The following is a 25,052-nucleotide window of genomic DNA, read 5'->3' as shown; positions in this document are numbered from 1 at the left end:
TTTTAACTCCTACCTGAATGCCATATTGCCCAGAAAATTAGGAAAATCAACGATACTAAGACGCAGACGATTAAGATGTAAGTCGTTGTCTTATTGTAAATCAGACCCTTACAACGCTTGTTAATGTCGTTAGCCTGATCTTGGGTGATGGTATAAGTTTTGTGGAACGTCCAAGTAGCCTTCCCACTTCGAGCCGCACCTTTGACGACGTACTTCCCCGCTTGAATTGGAGTCGTATTTTGGTCAAAGTCAACTGGAATACGAGAATTTGGGGCTACTTTAGGATATGTGAGATCCGCTGACATAGTTTTTGGACCTAGGTTGAATCTATCAAGCCAACTCTTGCGTTTGACTGTTACGTGGACGATGACTTTTTTCATCATCCCTGGTTCTTTATTTTGGAGGTTTACTATTATATGAGGTTTCTTATTAATTACATCTAAAGATAGATTATGTAATGATAATATTCCCCCAACAGGTTTATTATCATCAGTTATCCATACGGGTACATCCGCAGTTCCTGACACAGCACTATCTAATGAACGGATACTAAAACCTCCAAGAACCAAGCCATTAATTTTTTTTGAAGGTAACTTAACTTTAAATTTTAAATCTTTTGTTTTATTCGGAGCTAATGTTACCTTCTGAGATTTAGTCATATCTGAAAAAGCATACTTTAATCCATACTGACCCGCTTTTACATCATCAGTATAAACTATTTTTCCATCCATTGAAGTCGTGGCATTAGTAGGCACAACTTTCAAATGCAATCTTCTAATGCCAAAATTCGACAGTGAAATTTCCAAAGTTCTTTCTGAATTTGAATCACCAATAATTTGGAAACGATCAGTAACATCCGAATCTCCAATTAAAGGAGTAACGGTTAAGCCATCAATATCAGCTTTTACATAATTATCAAACGAAAAGAAGGACACTAGTGAAAGAAATATTCCAAAAACTAAACATACTACTTTTTTATTCATAATAACCTCTAATTAAAAGCTCTGTATGCTTCTATGATACTAAAAAAGCCGTTCCAATTGTTGGAACAGCTTAATATTTATTTATTAATTAACGACGACGTCTTCTAGTTGTATTTCCAGAATTATTGTTGTTATCTTTATTATTATTTCTCTTACCTAAATAGACTCCTAAGCCCAAAATAATTGCTAGAGCTAGAACACCTAGCAAGATCCATAGCCATAGATAATTAGGTTTAATTCCTGCTAATTTGTTGTATTTAGCAGCATCGTTGTTTGTGATTGTGAAGTCTTTATTGATTACCCAACTCTTGATTCCACCTGCTGTTTTATACGTTAATTTCAAGTGATAATTACCAGCCTGGAGTCTCTTTTTTCCCCAAGAAATTGAATAATTATAAGTAGATGTAGGAGCTAAATTTTGATTATTCTTAACTTCAGTAATTTTGAATTTCTTATCACTTTTACTTGTTACAACTGCCTTTGAACTTAATTGACCAGCATACGCATTATTTGCATTGTGAACTTTTGCAGTCACACCAGCATTTGGTCCCTTTGCAGAACTAACTGTATTTGGTCTGACCGACATAACTGAATATTTAGGTTCTTGATTTTCCTTACCATTTTGATGTATTTGAATAGGTATAGAATAACTAAACTTATTCTTTAATAAAGTACCATTTGATGAAACAGTTTCTTTTGCTTTTTCTTTATAAGGACTGACATTAAATCCTCCCATTATATACCCATTAAAAGATTTCTTAGGTATAACAATGTTTGCAGTTAATGTAGCAGTCTTGCCAGCTGGAACACTTGCATATGATAAAACAAAAGTTTCGGATCCGGTGCTATCTCCGGTATTATCACTATTCAAAACAACGTTGGCATTAGTACCGCCGCCACCTAGAAGTCCAGAAGTGTCATCTGACTTACTGGCGACAACCGCTACCGGTGCTGACCTGTCAGCGCCACCTCCTGTCGTGCTGTTAGATTCGGCAATTACATGTGTAAGACCAAATCCTCCAATCACACCCAACAATATAACGGCAATTGCGAAGAAACCGACTACTCGCTTTTTGACATTGAGACTTTTTCTAGTTCTCATTCTTTTTTTCATATAAAAAACCTCTTCATCAAAAGTCTGTCTGTTTTCTCCTTACGCTTTGTATAGTACCATCTGTCTACCTCATAACTAGTCCGAAATTATTAAGAATTTCTTACAAGAAATGAATCATTTCTTCAAAAGGTAGTATTTAACCAGATTCGACTGCATTGCATATGGAAGCGCTTGATTGACTTCATAAATGTATTTAAATCCCAATAATTCCAATAATTTTTGTGGTGCTTGATTATCTTTTTCACTTGATGCCCAAATCTCAGTCAAATTCAACTCGTTAAATCCATAATCGATTAACAGCTGAACTGACTCTTTGGCGAAACCTTGATTGCGAAACTTCCTATTAATTACGAATCCTATTTCTCGTGTTAGTAGCAAATCGTTACTTGCGCCACGTTTGTTCATTTCGATTATTCCGACCATCTGATCAGTATCTTTTTGAGCAATGACGAAAGCGCCATCCCTTCTTTGATACATCTCCAACAAATTGTGGGCAAAATTTTCATCAGCTGTATATTCCAATCCAGCTAAATCATGATTAGTTTTGTCCTGTACCAATTTAAAGAATTCAGGAAAATCTTCTTTTTGAAAATCTCGAATAATTATTTTCTTTCCTATTAAGTTCATCGCTATATTCCTTGTCTTCTCAGTCTAATTTCTAGGTTTTTGATTCATGGTCATTTATAATAAATTTAGTTCGAATAGAAAGGTGTGATTTGTATGGATTTAGATTTTAAGGGAGAAACGATTACTACTTATGGTGATCCTTTGACTGTAGGTGAAAAGTTCCCTGATTTTACTGTTCTAAATAAAGATAACAATGAGGTCAAGTTGAGCAGTTTCTTAGACAAGCCTCTACTTATCAGTGTTGTTCCAAATATCAATACTAGTGTCTGCAGCGTGCAAACTAAGCATTTCAATGAAGAAATTGATGGACATTCAGAAATCAACTTTGTGACTATTTCAACTAACACTCCGGAAGAACAATCTCACTGGTGTGCTGCTGAAGGGGTTAAGAACATGGTCATGCTATCTGATATCGACCATGACTTCGGTAAGAAATCAAAGATTTGGATCAGAGATCGTAATATTTTAGCTCGTTCCGTTTGGGTCGTTGATAAGAATGGTGAAATTATCTATTCCGAAATCGTACCTGTTCAAACTGATGAACCTAGTTATGATAAGGTCCTCGGTCAACTAAATGAATTAGTAAAGTAAAAAATTAAGGTAGCCGTTTGACTGCCTTTTTTTAATGCCTAAATTAACGCCGACGATGCTTTACAAAAGTTACAAAATGCAAGATACAAGCCAACAAGACGAAGAAAATCACTGTAAAACTGACGTAGTTCAACCAGAAGTTACTGCCGATCCAGCTCTTTAGTGGCACTTGAATCCCCATTGTAATTAATGCCATTACCGCAATCATGAAGAATAATTGAATATATCTTTTCACAGTTGAATCATCCTTTCTCTTTTTGACAGATATCTTTTTCGCATATTTGTGACACAATTCTTTCTTATTATTAGGAATTTCTTTCATCCCAAAAGTATTTGGCAAAACTATCTCGCCGACTTTGATCACGCCAGCAGCTGACATCACTCGATCAATCGTCTTGAAACTTTCGTCAGTGACACCGGTTAAAAAGTTTTCCAAAGTCGAGACGTAACAAGAACTGATACTCAAATAATGCTTATTCTTGAATTGTCCCGGGATCGTATCACCATTTTCCTTGAAATAAACTAGTTTTGGTCGCATACAATCGAAGAAATTCTTCAAGACACCGGATAATTCACGAAAATAAGTTGGTGCCGCAAAGACCCAGACATCGCTATCCATCAATTTTTGCGATAATTCATCCAAAACAGCATTTTTTTCATGATATTTATGCGGAGTTATTTCGTAATTTTCTAAATAGATGGTTTCAGTTTCGACACCAGGATCAACATTATCCAAGACTTCAGCTAGCATTTTAGCATTGAGTCCATGTTCCTGGTGCGAGGCTAATATTCCTAATATCTTCATATATACCCTCCCCTTTTTATTAATTTTAGTATAGACACATATAAGATACAAAAGACTAGCATTATCAAAAAATTGTTGCTACAGTATGGTTAACTAAGGAGGTTTTGAATTTATGAAAGTTCTTATCATTGGTGCTCACGGAAAAGTCGGACACCTATTAATTGGAGAATTACAATCAAGAAACATCGATTTTGTTGCTGGATTGCGTAGTCAAGAACAGATCAAGGCCTACAATGAAAACAACATTGAAACACAATACATTGATTTGACTGCATCTTTAGACGAAATCAGCACATCTATTGAAGAAAGTGGTGCCGATGTCATCGTCTTCTCTGCCGGTGCTGGTGGTGCAAGTGATGCATTAACTATGGAAATCGATCTTGACGGTGCTATTAAAACAATGATGGTTGCCGAAGCAAGTGATATCAAGCGTTATATCATGGTCAGCTCAATGTTCAGTGACAACCGCGAGAAGTGGGACGCTACTGGCATTAGACCTTACATGACCGCTAAACATTACGCTGATGACCATTTGCGTGGTACAAGTCTAGATTACACGATCATCCATCCTGGTGCTTTAACTGATGATGACGGTACGGGCAAGATTCAATTGTTAGGTCCAAATGAATCCGGTTCGATTCCTCGTGCTGACGTTGCTAAAGCTCTAGCTTTGATTATTGAAAATCCCGCTACAATCAAGAAAGAATATACTTTTGCTAGTGGTGACACACCAGCTGAGGAAGTTTTTAGATAGTTTGTCTTTTAGAGAGGTATTTTACAATTTTGTTTGTGAGATACTTTTTTATTGGCTTGAATAAATATAAATCCGAACAATATTTGATATAATTTTATTATTAATCGTCTTTTAGTTGTAATTTCTCATAATATCTGTAATACTTATGAAGTAAACTATAAAACCTTAGGGGGTTAATATCATGGAATCAGATCCAAGTCTCAGTTTCATGGAAAAACTATTTCACCTTAAAGAGGCTAATACAACTGTTCGTCGTGAAGTGTTAGCTGGATTAACAACGTTCGTTTCAATGGCTTATATTTTATTCGTCAACCCACAAGTTTTAGGGACAGCGGGTATGGATAAAGGTGCCGTCTTCACTGCTACTGCTCTTTCCGCAATCTTAGGTTCCGTCTTGATGGCTCTACTTGCCAACTATCCAATCGCCATCGCTCCAGGTTTGGGTGACAATGCCTTCTTTACTTATTCAGTAGTTCTCGCTATGGGTATTCCTTGGCAAACAGCTATGGCCGGAGTATTCATGTCGAGTATTTTATTCTTATTGATCTCTGTATTAAAATTACGTGAATTAGTCATCGATTCTATTCCGCATGACTTAAAATTAGCTATGGCTGCTGGTATCGGTTTGTTCATCGCCTTCGTTGGTCTACAAGGTGGTGGCTTAGTCACAGCAAGTAAATCTACTTTGGTAGAAATGGGTTCTTTGACTGTTCCTACAACTTGGTTAACTATCTTCGGACTAGTCGCAACTGGTTTGTTGATGGCCAAAAAAGTTCCTGGTTCAATTTTCATCGGTATGGTTTTAACAACTATCGTCGGTTTAATTACAAAATTAATTCCACTTCCAAAACAAATCATCTCAACTATTCCTAGTATGAAACCAACCTTTGGTGTCGGGGTTGCTCACATGCCAGATCTAGCTAACCCACAACTTTGGGCGGTCGTCTTAGTCTTCTTATTGGTAGCATTCTTCGATACTGCCGGTACTTTGATTGGTTTGGCTGAACAAGCTGGCTTCATGAAAGACAACAAAATGCCTCGTATTGGTAAAGCTTTGATGGCTGACTCTATTTCAATGCTTGGTGGTGCTGTCATGGGTACTACTCCAACTGCCGCCTTCGTTGAATCTTCTGCTGGTATCGCCGTTGGTGGTCGTACTGGTCTAACTGCTCTAGTTGTCAGCGTGATGTTTGCTATCTCAATGTTCTTCTCGCCACTCTTGTCCATCGTAACTACTAACGTTACTGCACCAGTTTTGATCATCGTTGGTATTTTGATGGCTCAATCAATGAAACAAATCGATTGGACTAAATTTGAAATTGCCATGCCAGCCTTTCTAACAATCGTTGGTATGCCTTTGACTTATAACATCTCTTACGGTTTCGCCTTTGGTATCTTGTTCTACCCTCTAACAATGTGGGCTGCTGGCCGCCGTAAGGAAGTTACACCTATTATGTATATCTTGTTCTTTGTCTTTATCTTGTTGCTTTATATTATTAATATTTTGCCTGGGAAGTAAAAAAATGGCCTTGCTAGAATGTACGTTTATTCTAACAAGGCTATTTTTATTTCTGAAACCTATGTATATTAATACGTTTACCCGCATTAATATATACTTTACTATCTTCTCTATACCCAATTGCTACTATTTCAATGACATTTATTCTATTATCTTCTTGCATAAAGATAATTCGTAATCCCGTTTTTTTATTTTTTAGTTTTCTACAATTATGAAGGTTTCCATGAAGAGGTTGACCAGCTAACATTCCTTCTTTTTGAATTCTCTTTAAACCTTTCAATACAAAGATTCTTTGATCACCATCTAATTTTTTGAATTCCTTAGCGGCTTTAGGATAAAATACCAATTCATACAAATCTGTAGAATCATTCATGTTAAGTGGCTACTCCCATCCATCTTCATCATCTATTTTAATGTTCTTTAACCCATCTCCTAATACCTCATCTTCACTAATCATTTTTGTATGATTGTTTAAATGATCTTTTATTCTTTTTTCAGATTCGATATTCATTTTCTCATCTAGTAATTTTTCATATGCTTTATCAAGTTTTTCTCGTAATATTCTATTTTCTTTTATTAAATCATCGTAGTGCTTTAAAGAAAGTAGAACTCCTTCTGGCTTATTTCTATTAAATACAAATATGCCTTCATTAGTATTATTAGACTGATCAAAAAGTTTTTGGGGAGATTTTTTTAAATCGGAAATGCTAGTAATTGACTTTCCTAAAAAATCTGTTGTTGTTTTAGAAACTACCATTCAAGTCACTCCTTTTCGCGTCTATTATATATCGTTTAAAAGCTATTTAAAAGTCTTTTAACAGTCTTCTTACTTTTTTAGTCTAAAACTTTCTTTCACTCCGGAAACGTGTTATTTTTAATGTACTAACTTGGTGCGAAAGGTAGTGTAATCATGTCAGTCAAAGTTAAAGCAATCAATGGCGAGCAAGTAATAACCATTCCTAGTACCATCCATCCAATGGCAACAGAATATGATATGTATCAAGGTTACGACGGAACAATCGTCTGCCTTCCTAAAAATAATGACAACAAAAAATCCGAAGCTGAATAATTTTGGCTTCGGATCTTTATTTGATTGATAAAATTAATTCTTTTGGATATAATACCTTTGTAAACGAAAAGAAGCCATGGGAGTTGCGGTCCCATGACTTCAAACATCAGATGGAATAGATTTTTGTGGTAGCTAACCTTCTCGGTTAGCTTTTTTGATTGTCGCGATACCGTTTGCAAAATGCTCGAAAGCAATTGCAAAGATATACGCTACAAAAGCGGTTTGCACCACACACACTCCAAACTTTTCCGATTGACATAGCAGATACCTCCATCTTCTGGAATAAACGAGGGGTACTGCTCTACTCAACATTCTGACTAAGCCAACTTGGGAGCTACCCAAGAGTGCATGACTATACAGTTAGTATATTTAATTTCTGATAGATTTCCTAATTTATATATTTATACAAAAAACTGACTCCATAATATTTGTGGAATCAGTTTTTTTCAATTACTTTTGAGCTAATTTTTTTCATAAGCTTGATACTCCGCAGTTGGCATATCTTTACCCGTGAATAATTTATAAGCAGCAGCTCCTTGCCACAACAACATCCCTTTACCTGGTGCTGTGGTACAACCGATACTTTCTGCGTCAGTAATCAGTTTAGTCTTCAAAGGATTGTAAACTGTATCCGCTACGACTAAATCGGGACGTAAGAACGACTTATCGACTAGGGATTTTCCGTCTAAGGGTTTCATCCCAACTATTGTCGCATTGACTAAAATATCAGCTCGAGCAATTTCTGCTTTCAATTTGTTTTGATCAGCTAAATCGCAAACTTGAACTTTGACCTCAGGTTTAGCTTGTTGAATCTTTTGCTTAGTTTGCTCAGCACGTTGGTAAAATTCATCTTTTTTATTGAAGATAGTAATTTCTGCTGCTCCATCTAAAGCTGATTGAACTTCAATGGCTGTAGCTGCTCCACCAGAACCGAGGACGACTAATTTCTTATTGGCAATGTCGACACCATGCTCTTTCAAATTACGCACAAAACCGATTCCATCAGTAATGTGGCCGGTTAATTTGCCATTATCATTCACAATAACGTTAACAGCTCCGATAATTTTAGCAGCTGGCGATAACTCATCGACTAAACTAGCAGCAACAGTTTTGCAAGGCATGGTAACGTTACTGCCACGAACTTTGAATAACTTCAACGCATCAATAGCTCTAGGCATGTCCTCTTTTTTCACGTCAAAAGCCAAATAGGCATAATCCAAGCCTTGTTTCTTAAAACTGTAATTAAACATAGCTGGAGAACCTGAATGACCAACTGGCGAACCTAACAAAGTGAATAAACCAGTAGTTCCTGAAATATGTCTTTCCATAATGATATCCCCCTATTTCTTAGCAGGTTGATGATGATCGATAGCGTATTGACGACGACCACCTGGCTTTGGAATTTGATCTGACATCATGATTCCGATACCACCATCGACAGTTACTTCACCACCGTTAGTGTAATCAGAACGGTCACTACTCATAAATAGAACGGTATTGGCAATATCATCTAGGGTTCCGATACGACGACTAGCAACTAACTTCTTACGACCATCTTCGACTTTAGGATCACTGTAGAAGTTGGCTGACAAAGGAGTTTTAACCAAACATGGGAGAACACAATTACTACGAACACCGAATTGACCCCATTCAGCAGCCATTTGTTTGGACATCATATCAACGGCAGCTTTAGTTGTACTGTAAGCACCACTGTAAGTTTCTGGTGAATGTGATGCGACAGTTGAAATGTGAACTAAAGTACCATGCTTTTGTTTGATCATGACTTTTCCAAAACGCTGTGACATCAAGAAGTAACCGGTGATATTGACGTTTAGAGCTGTCTTCCATTCATCCAGACGCAAGTCCTCAAGTGGTGAAAATCTCAAAATAGCAGCTGTATTAACTAACACATCAACACGACCAAATTTATCAACGACGGCTTTTACGGCTGCATCGACTTGTTCTTCATTAGTTGTGTCACAAGTTACTGGCAAAGTTTCGACATGATACTTGTCAGTTAATTCTTGTGCATACTTCTCAATCTTATCTTTAAGCAAATCGACTAAAACAATTTTTGAACCTTGCTTAGCAAATTCCTCACAAAATTTCGTACCCATGCCACCAACGGCACCAGTAATAACAACAACTTTATCGTTTAAACCTAACCAACTATCACTCATTTTTCTGCCCCCAAATCACTTATTCTCTTGCAAAATTTCTGGCCAAGCTGCTTGCAAAACCTTCACGGTATTCTTGTAAGTATAATCAGCCACGAAGTCGATTCCTTTAGCCATATAATTATCAGAAATGACTTCCACACCGATAACTTTAGGATCAACACCAGCATTCTTGATCATTTTGACAAAGCCGACAGTATCCAATTCACCAGTTCCCGGAGCCAAACGATCATGCATTGATTCATCACGTAAAACCGATTTAACGTAAGGTCTAGCGTAGGCATCATCTAATTGAATCGAAATAACTTTCTTAGCTTGTTCCTTCGTCAACATATCATAAGATTGATTACTTCTGACCCAGTGCCACATATCCAATAGCATATAAACGTTGTCGCAGTTAGCTTTTTGGATAATCTTCCAAGTTTTATCAAAATTAGTTAAACCACTGTATGGCATTGGTTCCAAAGCGATGATCAAATCACCCGCACGACTGGCCAATGCTTGTAATTTTTTGGCCGTGTAATCAACTGAATAATTTTCCAACAAGCCAGTGTTGATATGCTTAACGCCAAACAATTTGCACATATGGAAACACATTTGTTCTTTATATTTTTGTTCATATGACCGTGGCTCTTCACACCATTGGACGATGTATTCAACCTCGGTGCATCTGAGATGATATTTCGCCAACATGTCCAAAATATCTTGATCAGATAAACCTTCATTTAAGGCATCGACATAAGTTTCAGCTCGCAAACCAATCCCATCATAACCGGCTTGACTGGCAGCTTTACAACGATCCTCGAAGCTACATTTATCACCCAAAGTCCAAGAACTGATGGTAATTGGATGTTCCTTCGTCATAAAAATTCCCCCTTATTGCTCTATAACTTCAATGTAATCGTTTCATTTGGAGGCGTCCAATAGCTTTTATACTTGATGATTCATAGCTAAAAGTTATCGGTTTTGGTATATTGACTATAGAGAGAAGGGGTTAGATGAACTTAGATCATTTAAGATATTTCGTAGCCTTATCAAGAACGCAAAATTACACCCAGACTGCTAAAACTTTGCATATTACCTAACCGAGTTTGACCAAAGCCATCCATTCATTGGAAAAAGAACTCAATTTAGAACTCTTTAGTCATCAAGGACGTAATGTAACTTTAACCCCAGCTGGTCGTGTTTTTGCCAATAGCGTTGAATCGACATTGAATTCACTGGATAAAAGCATCGCTACTGCTAAGAGTTTCAACAAGCAGAAAACAATTATCCGCCTAGCTTCATTACGAACGCTCAGTATCAAGTGGGTTCCCGATATGGCGCAGAATTTTTTGCATAGCAGCGACAACCAAACTATCGATTTCCAATTCAACACCGACACCGGTTTATCCCCGGATATCTTGAATGGTTTGCGTGATAAAAAATACGACGTGGCCTTCTGTTCCAAAATGGACAATTATCCCGATTTGGATTTCTTCCCAGTCGCCGAACAGACAATGGTTTGCATTACCCCAGTCAATCATCCCTTAGCTAATCATTCCAGCATTGATTTGGCTGAAACTTTGAATTATCCGCAAGTTACTTTTGCTAAAAATAGTGGTCTGTATCCAATTATCAAGAAATTATTTGATGACTGCGGTGGTCAACCAATCAGCGCTTACGCAGTTGAAGAAGATCAGGCCATTGCTGGACTAGTAGCGAATAATTTTGGTATTGCTATCGTTCCTAATATGTCGATTTTGCAGACTTTGCCAGTTAAGATTATTCCTATTTCTTATCCTAATTGGCAACGTATACTCTATATGGCAACTTTAAAACAAGTTGAGAATCAACCGGCTATTAAGAGTTTTACTGATTTTGTTAAATCACGTAGTAAACAGCTTTCTGTTAATAATATTTAAGTATTTGGATTGATTGATAAGTCTAAAAAAAATTGTATATAATACCTTTGCAAACAAAAAGAAGCCATGGGAATTGCGGTCCCATGACTTCAACATCAGATGGAATAGATTTTTGTGGTAGCTAACCTTTGTGGTTAGCTTTTTTGATTGTCGTGATACCGTTCGCAAAATGCTCGAAAGCAATTACAAAGATATACACTTTTATTAAAAGATGATAGAAACTCTATGATTTCGGTCATAGGATGGATAATCGTCTTTTTTATTTTTTGCATTTTTTTATTGCTGAAACAACTTATCTTTCATATGCTTACTCTGTGTATTACTCTTTTGTAATTCAATGTAAGGAGAAACCTTTACTATGAAATTATCAGAAAAAATTAAGCGATGCCGAAAGAATCAAAAAATGACTCAGCAACAATTTGGTGATCGGCTACATGTTTCACGAAAAACTGTTTCGGGTTGGGAAAACGACCGGAGCTTTCCAGATATTTCAACACTGATTGAGATAAGTGATTTGTTTGATATTTCTTTGGATTACCTTTTAAAAGATAGTAATACTACTATTGATTATTATCAGACAAGTATCGCAAAGAGCAATCTTCAAAAGTGGAAGGATTTATTTATCTATATTTTTTTAATGGTCTTCACTGTACTTGGCTATTTTCAATTTTTAGGATTATTCAAACTCCCATATCACATAACATCTTTGGGATTAATTACTTGTTTGTTATATTACCTGTTTGATTATCCCTATTGGAGAAAGAGAAATTCATCCAAAACAAAGGCACTCTTGGTAATTATGCTTGTTAGCTTGGTAATTTTAAACGAATTTATGTTTATTCTCATGGTTCACATTAATAGTAAATTTAGTATTTATCGAATATCGGGTTTCTTCTTTGGTTCTACTATTTTAAATTTTCTTTTATGTATTTCTGTTTATTTAATATTTTTTCGAGTAATTGATACGATTAACAAAAGAATGAACAGATAATCGTTATAACGACTGTCTGTTCATTCTTTTCACTGTGCTATATATTCATGTCCTATCTACTAAGACATTCTTTGCTTAGATGAATAGCTTGTCCCTCTTATTGTGTGACCCTATATTGAAATCGTTAGGTGGATTTTGAACGGCCTAATAATACGCATAAAATGTTGGGAGAGCTACTAATGACTAAGGGACATTTGATAGAAGAAATAAAAAATACTGAACAAAATATTGTGATTTCTGGAAATATCATTTTAAAGGAAACACTTGATCATTCAATAGATCAATTAAATAAAGGAGTCTCTGACGATCTAGTTGTGACAAACTTAAATTCATTTATTTGTAACTATATTTTGAAGAACAAGTTTCAAGCACCAATGCCTTTGTTACAGCTATCCGAGTTTTTAGATAAGTACTATACATCAGACTATCCAACAATTTTTTAGAATTTAAAGAAATAAAAACTGATTCCGCAATGAAGTGGAATCAATTTTTTATCTTACTTATCGAAATTTATTAATTGTAGACGAATGGCATTCAATACGGCAATCAAAGTAACACCAACGTCGGCAAAAACAGCTTGCCACATGTCCACCATACCCAAAGCTCCCATTAATAAGAAGAGAACCTTAATTATTAATGCAAAGGAGATATTTTGGATGACGATTTGACGGGTGCGTTTGGCAATTTTCATTGCTCTAGCGACTTTGGATGGTTCATCGCCCATGATGACAATATCTGCAGCTTCAACGGCCGCATCTGATCCTAATCCGCCCATGGCAAAACCGATGTCGGCTGTTGCTAGGACTGGCGTATCATTGATCCCATCACCAACGAAAGCTACTTTATGATTTGTTTGGTGGGACTTCTTCAACAGTTTATTAACGATTGAAACCTTATTTTCTGGTAATAAATTAGTATAAACTCCACTCATCTTGAGCTTCTTAGCAATCGAGTGGCCGACTTTTTCATTATCCCCTGTCAACATGACCGTTTGCTTGATACCACGGTTGTGCAACAATTGAATGGCTTTTTGAGCATCAGTCTTGAGTTCGTCCGCAATCACGATGTGACCCCAGAACTTTTTACCGACTGCCACATAGACGATTGTTCCAATATCAGTTGATTCAACAAAATTGATACCAGATTCACGCATTGATTTGGCATTACCGACAATAACTTTTTGATCATCAACAACCGCAGTCAAACCATGTCCTGCAGATTCAGTGGCGTTTTCGATTGGTAAAACCTTACCTGTATAAGCGCTTTGAATCGAACTAGCGATAGGATGAGTTGAATTCTTCTCAACACTGGCAGCCATTTGTAACAATTGATCTTTAGTGATATCAGTAACTGGAGCAACTTTAACTACGGCAAATTTTCCACGAGTTAAAGTTCCAGTTTTGTCAAAAGCGACGGTATCAACTTTGTTCAAGGCTTCTAGGTAATTACTGCCTTTGACCAAGATTCCTTGCTTAGATGCGGCACCGATTCCGCCGAAGAAGCTCAATGGCACTGAGATAACCAAGGCACATGGACAAGAAATTACTAGGAAAATCAACGAACGGTAAATCCAAGTATTCCAAGCTCCCTGCATAACTAGTGGTGGAATCACAGCCAACATGACAGCCAAAGCCACAACGATTGGTGTGTAGACCTTGGCAAATTTAGTAATGAATTTCTCGGCACCGGCCTTTTTACTGCTGGCGTTTTGTACTAAATCCAAAATCTTAGCAACGGTCGAGTCACTGTAAAATTTAGTAACTTTAATTTGTAGCGTTCCATTCTGGTTGATTGATCCACTCAAGGCCGTGTCACCAACTTGAATATTTTGAGGCATCGATTCCCCGGTTAAAGCTGACGTATCAACTGATGAGCTACCCAAAACGACTGTTCCATCCAAAGGGATTTTTTCTCCAGGACGAACGACAATAATTTGTCCGATTTGAACCGTCTTAGGGTCGACTTTTTTCATTTTATTATCGATTTTTAACATCGCAAAATTAGGTTTAACTTCTAATAGTGCAGAAATTGACTTTTTGGAACGATTGACAGCAATATCTTCGAAAACATTTCCCAATTCGTAAAACAACATGACGGCAATCGCTTCGGGATACTCTCCCAAAATGATGGCACCGATCGTGGCGATACTCATCAGGAAGTTTTCGTCAAAAATTTCACCGTGGAAAATATTGCGAATGGCTTTATAAACAATCCGACTACCGATGACTAAGTACGCGGCGACCAATAAAATAGCATTAATCGGACTCGTTACGAGCGAACTTGAGCCTAATAGTAGTAAGATAAAAGATATTAACAAACGAATAATGGTAAACTTAGTTTCTTTGCTAAACTCATTTTTTATTCGTTTGGCTTTATTTTTTGCTTTGTAATCAGCTTGGACATCGTATGATTTCATCGAGTTATCCTCCTTGAAAAGGTTTACATGTTCATTTGAATATATGAGCAATCATTCATATATAAATTATAATATAATAGGTTCTAATGAATTTCAACCTATTGCAATCAAGAGGACAACTTATGCCAGAACAAAATTTTGAAGTAGAGCACCAAAATGCGCTCCATAATTTAAAACAAAATATCCCTAATGACGACGATCTCGAAGCGATGGTCAACATTTTCAAAGCCTTCGGTGACATGACGAGAGTAAAAATAATTCTTGCCTTGGCTGAAACACCATTAAGCGTTGGTGAGATTGCGGATACCCTTGATATGAGCCAATCTTCCATCTCACATCAATTGAGTATTTTAAAGCAGCTCAATCTTGTTTCTAACGCAAGACGTGGACGTAACATCCATTATCGTTTGAGTGATCAGCATATTATTACTATTTTTAAACAGACTAAAGAACATATTATTGAGGATGAAAACGATTTTTAAGCCACTATTTTTTAGTGGCTTTTTTCTTTGGGCAAAAATTGGCAGTTTTTTATAAAAAAGCGAGATGATAATCCAAATTTTGGAATATATCATCTCGTTTTCTTTAGTCCCTATTATTTTTTAATTTCAATTTTTGATTCTCGATTTCGTAAATTTTTGTTGCCGTAGATTCAACAAAATAACGATCATGGGAAGTAAAAATTACTAATCCTGGATAATCTTTTATCAATTTTTGCAAGGCCGTAATAGTTGGCAAATCTATAAAACTTGTCGGCTCGTCAAGAATTAAAACATTGGCAGGACGTAAGAATACTAATGCCAAAGCAACCTTGGTAGCCTCGCCACCACTTAAATTATTTACAGATTCCGTAATTTGCTCAGGCTTAAAGCCCAAATTGTGCAAAACGCTGCGAATAATTTTTTCTGAAAAATCACTTTTCTTCTCAATAAATTTTAATAGATTACTCGTATCATCTAAATTATAATCATGCTGAGAATATTTTGAGAATTGCACTTTGGGCGATAATACGATGCCCTCTCCTTGAGAAAATATATGATTCAACAAAGTTGTCTTCCCAATTCCATTATCACCAACAATTGCAATTTTTTCTTCGTTTTTAAATTGAAAGTTAGCATTCTTTAATAAAGAATTTTGACCAGCTTTCAAATCTAGGTCAACTCCCATAATTGGAAATTGGTTGTGCAATTCTAAGCTTTTTGGTAGAGAAAAATGGATGGTCTTAGCTTCGATTGGAGAGTGCACTTCTTTTAATCGAGATAACTTGCCTTCAATGACCTTAGCCGTTTTTTGGACATTCTTCTGAATCGTATCTTTTTGTTTGGAAGAAGATAGTCGATCAGGTCGTATATTTCTTTTTTTGCGCTCTGCTGAAACCTTGGACATTCTTGTTGCTTGTCTCTTCTTTTTTATTAAAGACTGTTCTAACTTTTGTTTCTCTCGTTGATAATTTTCAGATTCATGCTTTTTTCGGACAATATCAGCTTTTTTCAAAGCTAAATAATCAGTATAGTTTCCAACATATTCAGTGACCATTCCATCTGCCACTTCCCAGATTTTAGTAGCAAGCTTGTCCAAAAAATAACGATCATGCGAAACAAATATCAAAGTTCCATAGTAGTATTTTAATTCTTCAATCAACAAATCTATACTTTTTTCATCTAAATGTGTCGTTGGCTCATCCAGTATCAATCCTGATTGATAATTAGATAGTGCTTGAGTTAAACGATATTTGGAAGCTTCCCCACCACTCCACTCATTCTCATTACTTTTAGGAATATGAAAACGAGAAAGCAATTCTCCATCTAAAGTGTCAGTAATCTGCTTACTTTCTTCGAATTGCTTATAATATGTGAAATCTATTTCTCTTTGAATATTTCCTTTCTCAGCATTAAGTTCTCCACTTATTAATTTGAGTAACGAAGTTTTTCCAACCCCATTTTTACCAATAATACCGATTCGTTCATTTTCATAAACACTTAATTTGGGAATAGTAAGAATATCTTGTCCACCCAAAGTTAATTCAAGATTTAAAATATTTATTACTAATGTATCCATAAATTAATCCACTCCTTTTGGAGCTGATGAACACAAAAAAAGAACAGCCCATGACTGTCCTTGATAATTCTAATTAGTTTATAAAAGAGTATAGACTACACCCCTGGAAATTATCATAGTTCATCAGACTTTTTAAATATTTATTCAATTATTGATTTAAAAAGTTTAGACGTAATTTCATGGATGCTGTCATAATATACCCTCTCTTTGTATTTTTTATGAATATATCACATATTTTTCAAATCTACAAGTGGTGTCTTCAGGCAAAGCTCGAAACTTATTACTTGAATCAAAACAATTCTACTAAAATCAAAATTATAGTTACGCTACCATGGCGACATTTCTTACTTCACTTAGATGGAACTTCTTGCCATTGTCTAGATAGAACAGGTCTTCATCGTAACCCTGTATTTCTCCAGTTAAATCATCTTTGATATTGTCATTTAGGTCAAAGACATTTAACTGTACTTTAACAATTTGATTGTAGGTATACGACTGCATTAAGAACTTAGTTATTTCTGTGAGTTCTTGTTGTGGTCGTAATTTATTTTGGTGGGACGATTTCTTGGCTTGTTTTTTCAAAGCGGCAGTATGATCTGATAAATAAAAACCTTGCCACTTGATTTTGCCACGGTCGTGGTAGTAATTATCGAAAAAAGTTTGGACCATTTCAGGGTCTGCTTGGTATTTACTATTCATCGTAATGTTTCCTTTTCTGAATTAATTCTTGTTTTATGGGCCACTTCTGACCGGTGAAACCATCATACATAAAGGATAAATGGATATTTTTTTGAATTTCATTAATAATTTTTTCTAAATATGATAAATTATATTGTTCTATCGTATGAAGTGGGATAGAACGGACTCTTTGGCCCTTTGGTTGGATGTTGATGAAGAAATTATACGTTTTGTCATATTGATCATTGACCACTTGCAGCCAATATCTTGTTTGGTAGCAACGAGTAAAATATTGTTCGATTCGTTCTAAGATTAGTCTTAAATCATCATTCATAGGCATTGCCGCCATTGTGGCCGCCAACTAGACTGGAGCGATTGATGGCCGTACCACCTTTTAATAAACTGTTGGCGTAAACGATAGACTTGAAACCGTAACGAGCTCTGATTTGGTCGATGACGGCTAACTTATCTTCATTGGCACATTGAGTTTGAATTGGAGTGAAGAAGTCTAATTGTTGTGCTACTTTGGTGACTAGTTTGGACGAATAAACTGCCAAGTTCCTGACCGGTTGTCCTTGCCAATAATTCTCGAACATGTAAATCAGAGCCTGGTTGATTTCCCAATCCTTATCAGTCACATCAATATTTCGAGCTACACTGAAGCCACCACGTTCACTGTCATCCCCAGAATATGAATAAGTCACGGTCAAAGAAATACATCCGGCTTGTTTGTGATGATGGCGCAATCGAGAAGCAACTTGTTGACCCATTTCCTTGATAACCGTCTCTATCTCCGCTTGGTTAAAGTAATCTCTAGGCAAAACTTGTGAATTGCCAATACTATGATTCTTAGGTCTGAGATTATCAGACAAATTTGTTCGATCAATCCCCCAACTAATCGCAAATAACTGCTCGCCAATCAGCCCTAATTCCTGCTTTAAGTAAAAAGGATTTGTGTTGGCTAATTCATACATGTTGTGGATTCCAAGGCGATTAAGGCGCTTTTTAGTCCGTTTAGCGATACTCCAGACATCGGTTAATTCACTGATTGTCCAGATTTTCTCCGGAACGGTTTGATAATGGATTTCAGCGATTAACTCAGGATTGTGCTTGGCATAAATATCCAGAGCAATTTTGGCTTGCAAAGGATTATCACCAATTCCAACTGTAGTGTACAATCCTAGTTCCTTTCTAACCTTGATTTGAATCAAACGAGCCACCTGCTTAGGAGAGTCGCCGAACAGCTTCCAAGAATGTGTCATATCAATAATCGATTCATCAATCGAATAAGGCCAAACATCTTTTTCTGCTGCAAATTCACGAAAAATATTGTTAATTTGAAGATTGCGTTTAATGTAGAGATTCATTCGAGGTGGAACAACGATCAAACGTGGATCCTGGGGCAAATCACGTTGACGGGAAACATTAGCTTTCAGATGAAAAATCTTCTTTGCCATTGGAGAAGTCGCCAAAATCAAGCCACTACCTGCATTATCAGCCTCACTCATCACCACCAACAACTCCTTGAGCGGATTCAAACCACGTAAAGTCGCCTCAACACTAGCGTAAAAAGATTTGTTATCAATCAGAAAGTAAACTCCGTGGGGTTCCTTGCGATAATCCATTGTCCACACCTCTTTTTGTTTATATTTTTATTATACGAACATATGTTCTTTTTTGCAAATAAAAATAGACTTCTGATTTAGAAGTCCATTTACATTCATAGTATAGAATCAAACCAATTCCATATTTTTAAATTAGAAATACGATTTATAATCTTTTTATTTAATTTTCCAAATATACCTCTTAGAATCATAGATATTAAGAAACAAACAGCAAAAATACCTATGGAAGATATTACACCATATATCAAAACTATAGGTGAATTTTCAAACCTATATCCACGAACAATATCATTATAAATCCAACCGCTAATTAGAAGATTAGCATGAAGTAAATAAGTCGCAAAAGCAGTAGAAGATACAAGATTTATTTTTTTGCTATAGAAATATGGCATTTTTATAAATAAAATGAATACACATATCGAGGAAAACAATTGTAAGGGACTAAAACCTTTAATAAAAAAGTCGTACACATTATTTTTATTTGCCAGTAAAGAAACATTTTGTTTGAGATAATCAAGCATAAATACTGACGCCATAGATATAGCCAATGAGGTTATAAGAGACAGACAAATAGTTTTATTTGTAATTTTAAGAAAATCATTTCTATATTTTCCAATATAAGCTCCACAACAATAGACAACTAACAACCAAACCACATCATCCCCATTATTTGATCCACTTAAAGATGGATTATGAAATAATGTATTAAATATAGAGAAGAACAATATCAGTATTGCCAACAATCTTCTAAATTCTTTTTTATTCAAATTTAGTAATAATTTATTTACGAATGGTGATAATAAGTACATCAAAAGATATGCTGTTACAAACCAGCTAAGATATCCCGATGAAGATAAAAATATTGTTTTAATTATATCCTTATATGTTATTGATCCAATATTCATAAAAATCGCAAATATTAAAACCAACACCATATAAAAATAAGACGTATACCAAACATTAAAAAAAGATTTTCTTCTAAATTTAGAAGAAATCAGAAAATACCCACTGATCAATACAAATAAATTTACACCTAATTTACCGCCTATCCAAAAGGAATGAATAAAAGATATTAATATTAAATTACTTTTATCAGAAAAATTCCAACTTGTAGAAACAGCAAAATGGCCTAGAATAATCAAAAACATACTTAATATTCTCACTAGCTCTATAGCCGAATTTCTTTTCGTATCCAAAAATGCTTTCCCCCCATTAATAACTAATATTTATAATAGTCATAAAAAAAGGGCAATCCCATCATAGGAATCAGCCCTAAAAAATATTAGTAATTAGCATTTGATGTAACGACGTATTCGATGTTACCTGTTGTAGCTTTTTCCAAGCCTAGGTTATCACGAATTGAGTCTGTAACACGTTGCAATTCTGAGTTCTTAACAGTTTCCATGCTTTGACCATTAACTTCAGCAGCTGTTCCCTTTAGAGAATCATCTGTTGTTGTCTTACCAACGGAACTGTAGTTCTTAGCCAATGTTGTCATTTGGTCAAATGTCAAATCAGTTTGAACTTGATCAGTAACAGAGTCAATCAAATCTTGGTTGAACAATGTTGAAATTGACTTACTTTGGCTAACTAAGCTAGTAAGAACTTGTCTTTGACGACCTTGACGAGTTGTGTCGTCGTTGGCATGTGAACGAACGTAAGCCATAGCTTTGTTTCCATTCATGTGTGTCTTTACACCCTTAGTGAATGTGTAGCCACCGAATGAGAAACTAGTTTCTGGTGTTACGTCAACACCTCCAACTTCGTTAATAGCTTTGCTCATACCACCCATATTTACAAGTGCGTAGAAGTCAACAGGAACGTTCAATAGTTTTTCAACTGTTGTAATAGCTGTTCTTGTACCATTAACTGAGTAAGCTGAACTGATTGTTGCAGCTTTATCATTGTTTGAACCATTGATCTTCTTAACAGCGATATCACGTGGAATACTTGTGATAGTTGATTTTTGAGTATCAGGGTTCAAAGTTAGTATCATCATACTATTTGTATTACCCTGGTAATTCTTAACTGAACTATCAGTATCAATACCCATTAATAAAATTGAAATAGGTTTCTTATTCTTTAGTTCAGAATTAACATCACGTTGCTTGATAATACCTGAAGGTGCAAACGAACTGTTAACAGCACTTTTCACACTACGATAGCGAGTTACCCCAAATGCTGCCCCACCTAAGATAAATAGCAAGACGAACCACATACTAAGAATTCTCAAAGTATGCTTTTTTCTTCTATTGTTATGCATATATTTCCCCTCCTATAAGATTTGGTCAATTTTTTTACAATCGACTATACCTTATATTTTAACTCTATTTTTGTTAATTTGAATGGCAATTCCTAAATTACTGAAATTAAATATTATCCCACACTTCATTTCAATTAATAAATATTTTTCATTTAATTAATGAAATATCGTAATGTAATTACTTAGAAATATATTGTATTTTAGGATTAAAGAAAAAACCTTTTGAAATACCTTTAATAACCGCACTGATTCTAAGAATTTTGTGATCCTTACCATGAACAATAATTGAAAAAATTAACGCAAATTCACTAAGAAATCTTCGAAAAACTCTTTTTTTAGATGCATACTTTTTATCAATATAAATCAAATTTCTAAACATATAAGTATATCTTGGTATTCTGTCTAAAGAATCATTTAATATAGTTATATTACTTAAATTCTTTGCTGTATAATGTAAAACTTTACTCTTTACAACAAAGTAACAAGGATATTTTGAAGATATTCTTGTTGTATATTCAGTATCATCCCCCCATATAAATAATTCCGCAGTAGGAATACCCAGACCATTAATAACATTACGAGGCAAAAGTACAGATACAAAAGTTGCAGTATTAACCCGTATAAGATTATTTTCCACTTCCTCACCCCAATCTTTCGCTATTTGAGGACGATTGGTAATGGATCCATCTTTCCATCTTACATTACTACATAGGAAACCAAAATCTTTCTTTAATATTCTAGAACTCTTAAGTAGTTCGTCTAGAGCATCCTTATCTGGAAAAGTATCATCATCCATTATCCATATAAAATCATCATTAGTGTATTTAAATGCAATTTCAACACCCTTACTAAATCCTTTGGCGCCACCGTAATTTTTTTCCATATTTTTTATAATCAATTTCTCATTATCTAACCCATTCAAATAATCGCTAGTACCATCTGTACTCTTGTTATTTATAATGACGATATGACTTATTTCTACATTCTGATTTAAAACACTATCCAAACATATCTTTAAAAGTTTCAATCTATTGTAAGTTACAATAACCGCACAAACACTATTTTCCAATAAATAATACCCCAATCTAATTTGCTTAATTGTTATTTCATTTAATTTAAATAAAATTAATTATTTTTTCATGAAATTCCTCAATTTATTTAAAATATCAGCTTTAAATATAATCAATAAAAAAATATATATAAAAATTCCTAACAACACTTCTATAACTAAATCTAACCAATTCATTTTTAAAATCCTATCTAGAGAATAAATCACAACATACATCACTAGTCCAGATATAACATATTTCGAGGTATCTTTGAACAACATTTTATATTTAACTTGATTACGAATAACAACCAATTGATATAATGTTACTGTCAATTCTGACAGTACTGTTGCATAGGAAGCTCCCATTGCCCCCCATAAAAAAATAAGAGGTACATTTATAACTAAATTTACTAAGGCTCCAATGATAACTGAAATAGTATATTGCTTTGTTTGATTTGTTGGTAATAAATACTGTGTTCCAATAACATTACTCCATGCAATTAATATTATTACAATGGACTCAATTACCATTATAGGAATAACTTCACTAAATTTAGCCGTAAAAAATAAGGGGACAAATTTAGAAGACACTGCCATTAAGCCAAACATCATCGGTATAGCAATAGTACTAACAAAGGAAAAGCTATTATACAAATATTCCTTGGTCTTTGCATGATTCCCCTTAGCAAAAGCATTGGCCACATGAGGTAACATAACAGTTCCAGTTGCGGTAACAATTGCCAGTACCATTTTAATTATTTTGTCAGATTGATCAAAATATCCTGATGACTGAACAGAAATCATCGCACCCAACATTGTTTTATTCAAAACAAGATATACTTGTGTAGCAATTTGAGGAACGAACAAAACCAAAGATGGAATTAAATGTCTCCAAATATTTAATGAAGTAATTTTGGGCATTTTCACATACTTATGAAGACTGGGAAATAAAGTCAAATTTCCTATTAACAATGATAACGATAAAATAAGAATATAAGCTGTTAAATCATCATATGATTTAACAAATATAAAGATACTGATTAATGTAATAATTTTAACAATTAAATTTCTTATGACAGTTACGGCAAAGTTTTCAATGCCCATAAAAAACCAAGAAATATCAAATGCAGCTGCAATAATTGAAACCGACTGTGCCAAATAGTAAGTTTTATACTCGTTGACTATTAACAAAAATACTTGAAAAGCCAAAAGGGATATGCATACAGTGATGATTCTCATAAAAAAAACTTCATAAAAAGTCTTACTTAATTCCTTAGAATCATCTCTTACAAATGCAATTTGTCTATTGCCATATAAATTAACTCCAATACTTCCAAAAAGTATAAAATATTGAATAACAGAATTTGTATATGAATTAATCCCTACTCCTGTAGGACCCAAGACACGAGCTAAATATGGAGTAGTTATTAATGGAACGAGTAATATAAAAATTTGATACGATGCATTATAAAGGTAATTTTTAATAACCTTGTAGAAAATATTTTTTTAAAAAACCTATGTAATAGCGGTGCAAAAATTGATAAAAGTAAAATCAAGAAAGATCCTTTTCCAAATGATAAAAGTATTGCAATTAGTAATAAAACCTTTGATATATTTTTAACCAATATATCACTAGTCCAGTCAAATAATGTCACAAACAAATACATTCCAACCAATAAATATCCCAAGCTAACAGGTTCATAGTACAATGACCCCATTCTATTAACTGAAAATCCAATTATATCTGAATAAAATCTATCATCCAACGATACTGCCGACAATACATCAAGTGAAGCACTTTTGGCGGCATAGACCTCATTTACACCAATCATTTTGTATAGAGGAAAACCACCAATCAATAAAATTATTCCAATTACCAATATAAATATACTTAAAATGACAATTTTGGACACAAAATAGTGTATTGAAAATTCCTTCAGCATTATTTTTTTTGATACATAGTATACAATATAAAAAAACACAAGATTTCTAAGATTAGCAAAAATAGAATTAAAAGTTCCTCGACCTATAAAAAGTGAAAATGCAATAAATATAAGCAATAAAATAAAGTAAAGCATACTTCGTTCATACTCAATATTTTTGAGTCCACTTCCTAAAAAAATACCAACAACAAAAAAAAGTGGGACTTGTGTCAAATAACTTAACCCTGTTGCGTTAGAGGCAAGATGGGCTCCCACACCAATAATAAAATTTTGAAAAACAAGGATTAATATTATCGAATATAAAATCAATTCCCTCCTAATTCTTAAAGTACTAATATAATAACCTGACACTATCGCAAAAAATAATGCTATCCAAAACAAGCCTGACATAGCTGAATAAAAAAAACTAACAAATAACATTAAAAGGCTAATTATATACTTAATAGGAATTCCCGAATTCCATCGACTACTTATCAATAATAGA

General features: G+C 34.7%; 26 protein-coding genes and 1 pseudogene. 8 read left to right on the top strand and 19 right to left on the bottom strand.

Going from position 1 to position 25,052, the window contains the following annotated elements; genetic code table 11:
• Positions 1–2 precede the first annotated feature (2 nt).
• The 3 genes from G6534_RS01210 to G6534_RS01200 form a co-directional block, all read right to left on the bottom strand.
• A complete protein-coding gene (locus G6534_RS01210) occupies positions 3–983 on the bottom strand; it encodes a WxL protein host-binding domain-containing protein (RefSeq protein WP_182083046.1) in 981 nt (326 codons plus the stop codon).
• A gap of 88 nt (positions 984–1,071) precedes the next feature.
• Entirely contained in the window at positions 1,072–2,097 is a 1,026-nt protein-coding gene (locus tag G6534_RS01205; protein WP_182083045.1) for a DUF3324 domain-containing protein, read from the bottom strand.
• 114 nt (positions 2,098–2,211) lie between these two features.
• The gene (locus G6534_RS01200; protein WP_059075070.1) at positions 2,212–2,724 is read right to left on the bottom strand and encodes a GNAT family N-acetyltransferase; all 513 of its coding nucleotides are present in this window, start codon (positions 2,722–2,724) and stop codon (positions 2,212–2,214) included.
• 93 nt (positions 2,725–2,817) lie between these two features.
• Here G6534_RS01200 and tpx point away from each other — a divergent pair, with 93 nt between their 5' ends.
• Positions 2,818–3,315 carry a thiol peroxidase gene (gene tpx, locus G6534_RS01195; protein WP_059075069.1) on the top strand — a complete coding sequence of 166 codons (498 nt, stop codon included), beginning with the start codon at positions 2,818–2,820 and terminating at the stop codon, positions 3,313–3,315.
• 43 nt (positions 3,316–3,358) lie between these two features.
• Here tpx and G6534_RS01190 read toward each other — a convergent pair whose 3' ends face one another.
• On the bottom strand, positions 3,359–4,120 hold the full coding sequence (locus tag G6534_RS01190; protein ID WP_059075068.1) for an NAD(P)H-dependent oxidoreductase: 762 nt from the start codon (positions 4,118–4,120) through the stop codon (positions 3,359–3,361).
• Positions 4,121–4,232: 112 nt separating this feature from the next.
• Here G6534_RS01190 and G6534_RS01185 point away from each other — a divergent pair, with 112 nt between their 5' ends.
• Both G6534_RS01185 and G6534_RS01180 read left to right on the top strand, forming a co-directional pair.
• Positions 4,233–4,874 carry an SDR family oxidoreductase gene (locus tag G6534_RS01185; protein WP_059075067.1) on the top strand — a complete coding sequence of 214 codons (642 nt, stop codon included), beginning with the start codon at positions 4,233–4,235 and terminating at the stop codon, positions 4,872–4,874.
• A 181-nt stretch (positions 4,875–5,055) separates the two neighbouring features.
• Positions 5,056–6,393 carry an NCS2 family permease gene (locus tag G6534_RS01180; protein WP_119318066.1) on the top strand — a complete coding sequence of 446 codons (1,338 nt, stop codon included), beginning with the start codon at positions 5,056–5,058 and terminating at the stop codon, positions 6,391–6,393.
• A gap of 46 nt (positions 6,394–6,439) precedes the next feature.
• Here G6534_RS01180 and G6534_RS01175 read toward each other — a convergent pair whose 3' ends face one another.
• On the bottom strand, positions 6,440–6,766 hold the full coding sequence (locus G6534_RS01175; protein ID WP_059075066.1) for a type II toxin-antitoxin system RelE family toxin: 327 nt from the start codon (positions 6,764–6,766) through the stop codon (positions 6,440–6,442).
• A gap of 9 nt (positions 6,767–6,775) precedes the next feature.
• A complete protein-coding gene (locus tag G6534_RS01170) occupies positions 6,776–7,150 on the bottom strand; it encodes a type II toxin-antitoxin system Phd/YefM family antitoxin (protein ID WP_059075065.1) in 375 nt (124 codons plus the stop codon).
• A 153-nt stretch (positions 7,151–7,303) separates the two neighbouring features.
• Here G6534_RS01170 and G6534_RS01165 point away from each other — a divergent pair, with 153 nt between their 5' ends.
• Positions 7,304–7,462 (top strand): hypothetical protein, encoded by a 159-nt coding sequence (locus G6534_RS01165; protein ID WP_161936670.1) that lies wholly within the window; start codon positions 7,304–7,306, stop codon positions 7,460–7,462.
• 461 nt (positions 7,463–7,923) lie between these two features.
• Here G6534_RS01165 and G6534_RS01160 read toward each other — a convergent pair whose 3' ends face one another.
• From G6534_RS01160 to G6534_RS01150, 3 genes are read right to left on the bottom strand one after another with little or no spacing between them, the layout of a single operon-like run.
• Positions 7,924–8,790: a shikimate dehydrogenase gene (locus tag G6534_RS01160; protein ID WP_059075064.1), complete on the bottom strand. Its 867-nt coding sequence runs from the start codon at positions 8,788–8,790 to the stop codon at positions 7,924–7,926.
• 12 nt (positions 8,791–8,802) lie between these two features.
• Positions 8,803–9,642 carry an SDR family NAD(P)-dependent oxidoreductase gene (locus G6534_RS01155; RefSeq protein WP_059075063.1) on the bottom strand — a complete coding sequence of 280 codons (840 nt, stop codon included), beginning with the start codon at positions 9,640–9,642 and terminating at the stop codon, positions 8,803–8,805.
• 15 nt (positions 9,643–9,657) lie between these two features.
• Positions 9,658–10,503 carry a sugar phosphate isomerase/epimerase family protein gene (locus G6534_RS01150; RefSeq protein WP_059075062.1) on the bottom strand — a complete coding sequence of 282 codons (846 nt, stop codon included), beginning with the start codon at positions 10,501–10,503 and terminating at the stop codon, positions 9,658–9,660.
• A 134-nt stretch (positions 10,504–10,637) separates the two neighbouring features.
• Between G6534_RS01150 and G6534_RS12345 the strand changes: the two are divergent.
• The 3 genes and pseudogenes from G6534_RS12345 to G6534_RS01135 all read left to right on the top strand — a co-directional run bounded on the left by G6534_RS12345 (position 10,638) and on the right by G6534_RS01135 (position 12,977).
• Positions 10,638–11,543 (top strand): annotated as a pseudogene (locus G6534_RS12345) (LysR family transcriptional regulator).
• 358 nt (positions 11,544–11,901) lie between these two features.
• On the top strand, positions 11,902–12,534 hold the full coding sequence (locus G6534_RS01140) for a helix-turn-helix domain-containing protein (RefSeq protein WP_059075060.1): 633 nt from the start codon (positions 11,902–11,904) through the stop codon (positions 12,532–12,534).
• Positions 12,535–12,713: 179 nt separating this feature from the next.
• On the top strand, positions 12,714–12,977 hold the full coding sequence (locus tag G6534_RS01135; protein WP_059075059.1) for a bacteriocin immunity protein: 264 nt from the start codon (positions 12,714–12,716) through the stop codon (positions 12,975–12,977).
• A 53-nt stretch (positions 12,978–13,030) separates the two neighbouring features.
• Here the strand turns inward: G6534_RS01135 and G6534_RS01130 are convergent, their stop codons facing one another.
• Positions 13,031–14,950: a heavy metal translocating P-type ATPase gene (locus tag G6534_RS01130; protein ID WP_182083044.1), complete on the bottom strand. Its 1,920-nt coding sequence runs from the start codon at positions 14,948–14,950 to the stop codon at positions 13,031–13,033.
• A 122-nt stretch (positions 14,951–15,072) separates the two neighbouring features.
• Here G6534_RS01130 and G6534_RS01125 point away from each other — a divergent pair, with 122 nt between their 5' ends.
• Positions 15,073–15,432 (top strand): ArsR/SmtB family transcription factor, encoded by a 360-nt coding sequence (locus G6534_RS01125; RefSeq protein WP_057814167.1) that lies wholly within the window; start codon positions 15,073–15,075, stop codon positions 15,430–15,432.
• A gap of 103 nt (positions 15,433–15,535) precedes the next feature.
• Here the strand turns inward: G6534_RS01125 and abc-f are convergent, their stop codons facing one another.
• From abc-f to G6534_RS01080, 9 genes are all read right to left on the bottom strand, one after another.
• A complete protein-coding gene (gene abc-f, locus G6534_RS01120; RefSeq protein WP_059075058.1) occupies positions 15,536–17,008 on the bottom strand; it encodes a ribosomal protection-like ABC-F family protein in 1,473 nt (490 codons plus the stop codon).
• Between the two features lie 321 nt (positions 17,009–17,329).
• Entirely contained in the window at positions 17,330–17,707 is a 378-nt protein-coding gene (locus G6534_RS01115) for a hypothetical protein (protein ID WP_182083043.1), read from the bottom strand.
• The gene (locus G6534_RS01110; RefSeq protein WP_059075056.1) at positions 17,700–18,020 is read right to left on the bottom strand and encodes a hypothetical protein; all 321 of its coding nucleotides are present in this window, start codon (positions 18,018–18,020) and stop codon (positions 17,700–17,702) included. Before G6534_RS01110 ends, G6534_RS01115 begins: the two co-directional genes overlap by 8 nt.
• The gene (locus G6534_RS01105; protein WP_059075055.1) at positions 18,013–19,311 is read right to left on the bottom strand and encodes a Y-family DNA polymerase; all 1,299 of its coding nucleotides are present in this window, start codon (positions 19,309–19,311) and stop codon (positions 18,013–18,015) included. The genes G6534_RS01110 and G6534_RS01105 overlap by 8 nt, the downstream gene beginning before the upstream one ends.
• A gap of 95 nt (positions 19,312–19,406) precedes the next feature.
• Positions 19,407–20,507, bottom strand: a complete 1,101-nt coding sequence (locus tag G6534_RS01100; protein WP_059075054.1) for an acyltransferase — start codon at positions 20,505–20,507, stop codon at positions 19,407–19,409.
• 86 nt (positions 20,508–20,593) lie between these two features.
• Positions 20,594–21,574 carry an LCP family protein gene (locus tag G6534_RS01095; protein WP_059075053.1) on the bottom strand — a complete coding sequence of 327 codons (981 nt, stop codon included), beginning with the start codon at positions 21,572–21,574 and terminating at the stop codon, positions 20,594–20,596.
• A 178-nt stretch (positions 21,575–21,752) separates the two neighbouring features.
• On the bottom strand, positions 21,753–22,643 hold the full coding sequence (locus G6534_RS01090) for a glycosyltransferase family 2 protein (RefSeq protein WP_182083042.1): 891 nt from the start codon (positions 22,641–22,643) through the stop codon (positions 21,753–21,755).
• Between the two features lie 60 nt (positions 22,644–22,703).
• On the bottom strand, positions 22,704–24,125 hold the full coding sequence (locus G6534_RS01085) for a flippase (protein WP_182083259.1): 1,422 nt from the start codon (positions 24,123–24,125) through the stop codon (positions 22,704–22,706).
• Positions 24,053–25,045 (bottom strand): hypothetical protein, encoded by a 993-nt coding sequence (locus G6534_RS01080; protein WP_182083041.1) that lies wholly within the window; start codon positions 25,043–25,045, stop codon positions 24,053–24,055. The genes G6534_RS01085 and G6534_RS01080 overlap by 73 nt, the downstream gene beginning before the upstream one ends.
• Positions 25,046–25,052 lie beyond the last annotated feature (7 nt).

Origin of the sequence: Companilactobacillus pabuli (genome assembly GCF_014058425.1) — a bacterium.
In the GTDB taxonomy this organism is placed as follows: Bacteria; Bacillota; Bacilli; order Lactobacillales; family Lactobacillaceae; genus Companilactobacillus; species Companilactobacillus pabuli.
The sequence above is the reverse complement of the archived record's forward strand: the minus strand, read 5'-3'. Positions and strand labels throughout refer to the sequence as shown.

Excerpts from the sequence above, each read along its gene's own strand:
- G6534_RS01210 (WP_182083046.1), bottom strand. The coding sequence starts at position 983 with ATGAATAAAAAAGTAGTATGTTTAGTTTTTGGAATATTTCTTTCACTA.
- G6534_RS01205 (WP_182083045.1), bottom strand. The coding sequence starts at position 2,097 with ATGAAAAAAAGAATGAGAACTAGAAAAAGTCTCAATGTCAAAAAGCGA.
- G6534_RS01200 (WP_059075070.1), bottom strand. The coding sequence starts at position 2,724 with ATGAACTTAATAGGAAAGAAAATAATTATTCGAGATTTTCAAAAAGAA.
- tpx (WP_059075069.1), top strand. The coding sequence starts at position 2,818 with ATGGATTTAGATTTTAAGGGAGAAACGATTACTACTTATGGTGATCCT.
- G6534_RS01190 (WP_059075068.1), bottom strand. The coding sequence starts at position 4,120 with ATGAAGATATTAGGAATATTAGCCTCGCACCAGGAACATGGACTCAAT.
- G6534_RS01185 (WP_059075067.1), top strand. The coding sequence starts at position 4,233 with ATGAAAGTTCTTATCATTGGTGCTCACGGAAAAGTCGGACACCTATTA.
- G6534_RS01180 (WP_119318066.1), top strand. The coding sequence starts at position 5,056 with ATGGAATCAGATCCAAGTCTCAGTTTCATGGAAAAACTATTTCACCTT.
- G6534_RS01175 (WP_059075066.1), bottom strand. The coding sequence starts at position 6,766 with ATGAATGATTCTACAGATTTGTATGAATTGGTATTTTATCCTAAAGCC.
- G6534_RS01170 (WP_059075065.1), bottom strand. The coding sequence starts at position 7,150 with ATGGTAGTTTCTAAAACAACAACAGATTTTTTAGGAAAGTCAATTACT.
- G6534_RS01165 (WP_161936670.1), top strand. The coding sequence starts at position 7,304 with ATGTCAGTCAAAGTTAAAGCAATCAATGGCGAGCAAGTAATAACCATT.
- G6534_RS01160 (WP_059075064.1), bottom strand. The coding sequence starts at position 8,790 with ATGGAAAGACATATTTCAGGAACTACTGGTTTATTCACTTTGTTAGGT.
- G6534_RS01155 (WP_059075063.1), bottom strand. The coding sequence starts at position 9,642 with ATGAGTGATAGTTGGTTAGGTTTAAACGATAAAGTTGTTGTTATTACT.
- G6534_RS01150 (WP_059075062.1), bottom strand. The coding sequence starts at position 10,503 with ATGACGAAGGAACATCCAATTACCATCAGTTCTTGGACTTTGGGTGAT.
- G6534_RS01140 (WP_059075060.1), top strand. The coding sequence starts at position 11,902 with ATGAAATTATCAGAAAAAATTAAGCGATGCCGAAAGAATCAAAAAATG.
- G6534_RS01135 (WP_059075059.1), top strand. The coding sequence starts at position 12,714 with ATGACTAAGGGACATTTGATAGAAGAAATAAAAAATACTGAACAAAAT.
- G6534_RS01130 (WP_182083044.1), bottom strand. The coding sequence starts at position 14,950 with ATGAAATCATACGATGTCCAAGCTGATTACAAAGCAAAAAATAAAGCC.
- G6534_RS01125 (WP_057814167.1), top strand. The coding sequence starts at position 15,073 with ATGCCAGAACAAAATTTTGAAGTAGAGCACCAAAATGCGCTCCATAAT.
- abc-f (WP_059075058.1), bottom strand. The coding sequence starts at position 17,008 with ATGGATACATTAGTAATAAATATTTTAAATCTTGAATTAACTTTGGGT.
- G6534_RS01115 (WP_182083043.1), bottom strand. The coding sequence starts at position 17,707 with ATGAATAGTAAATACCAAGCAGACCCTGAAATGGTCCAAACTTTTTTC.
- G6534_RS01110 (WP_059075056.1), bottom strand. The coding sequence starts at position 18,020 with ATGAATGATGATTTAAGACTAATCTTAGAACGAATCGAACAATATTTT.
- G6534_RS01105 (WP_059075055.1), bottom strand. The coding sequence starts at position 19,311 with ATGGATTATCGCAAGGAACCCCACGGAGTTTACTTTCTGATTGATAAC.
- G6534_RS01095 (WP_059075053.1), bottom strand. The coding sequence starts at position 21,574 with ATGCATAACAATAGAAGAAAAAAGCATACTTTGAGAATTCTTAGTATG.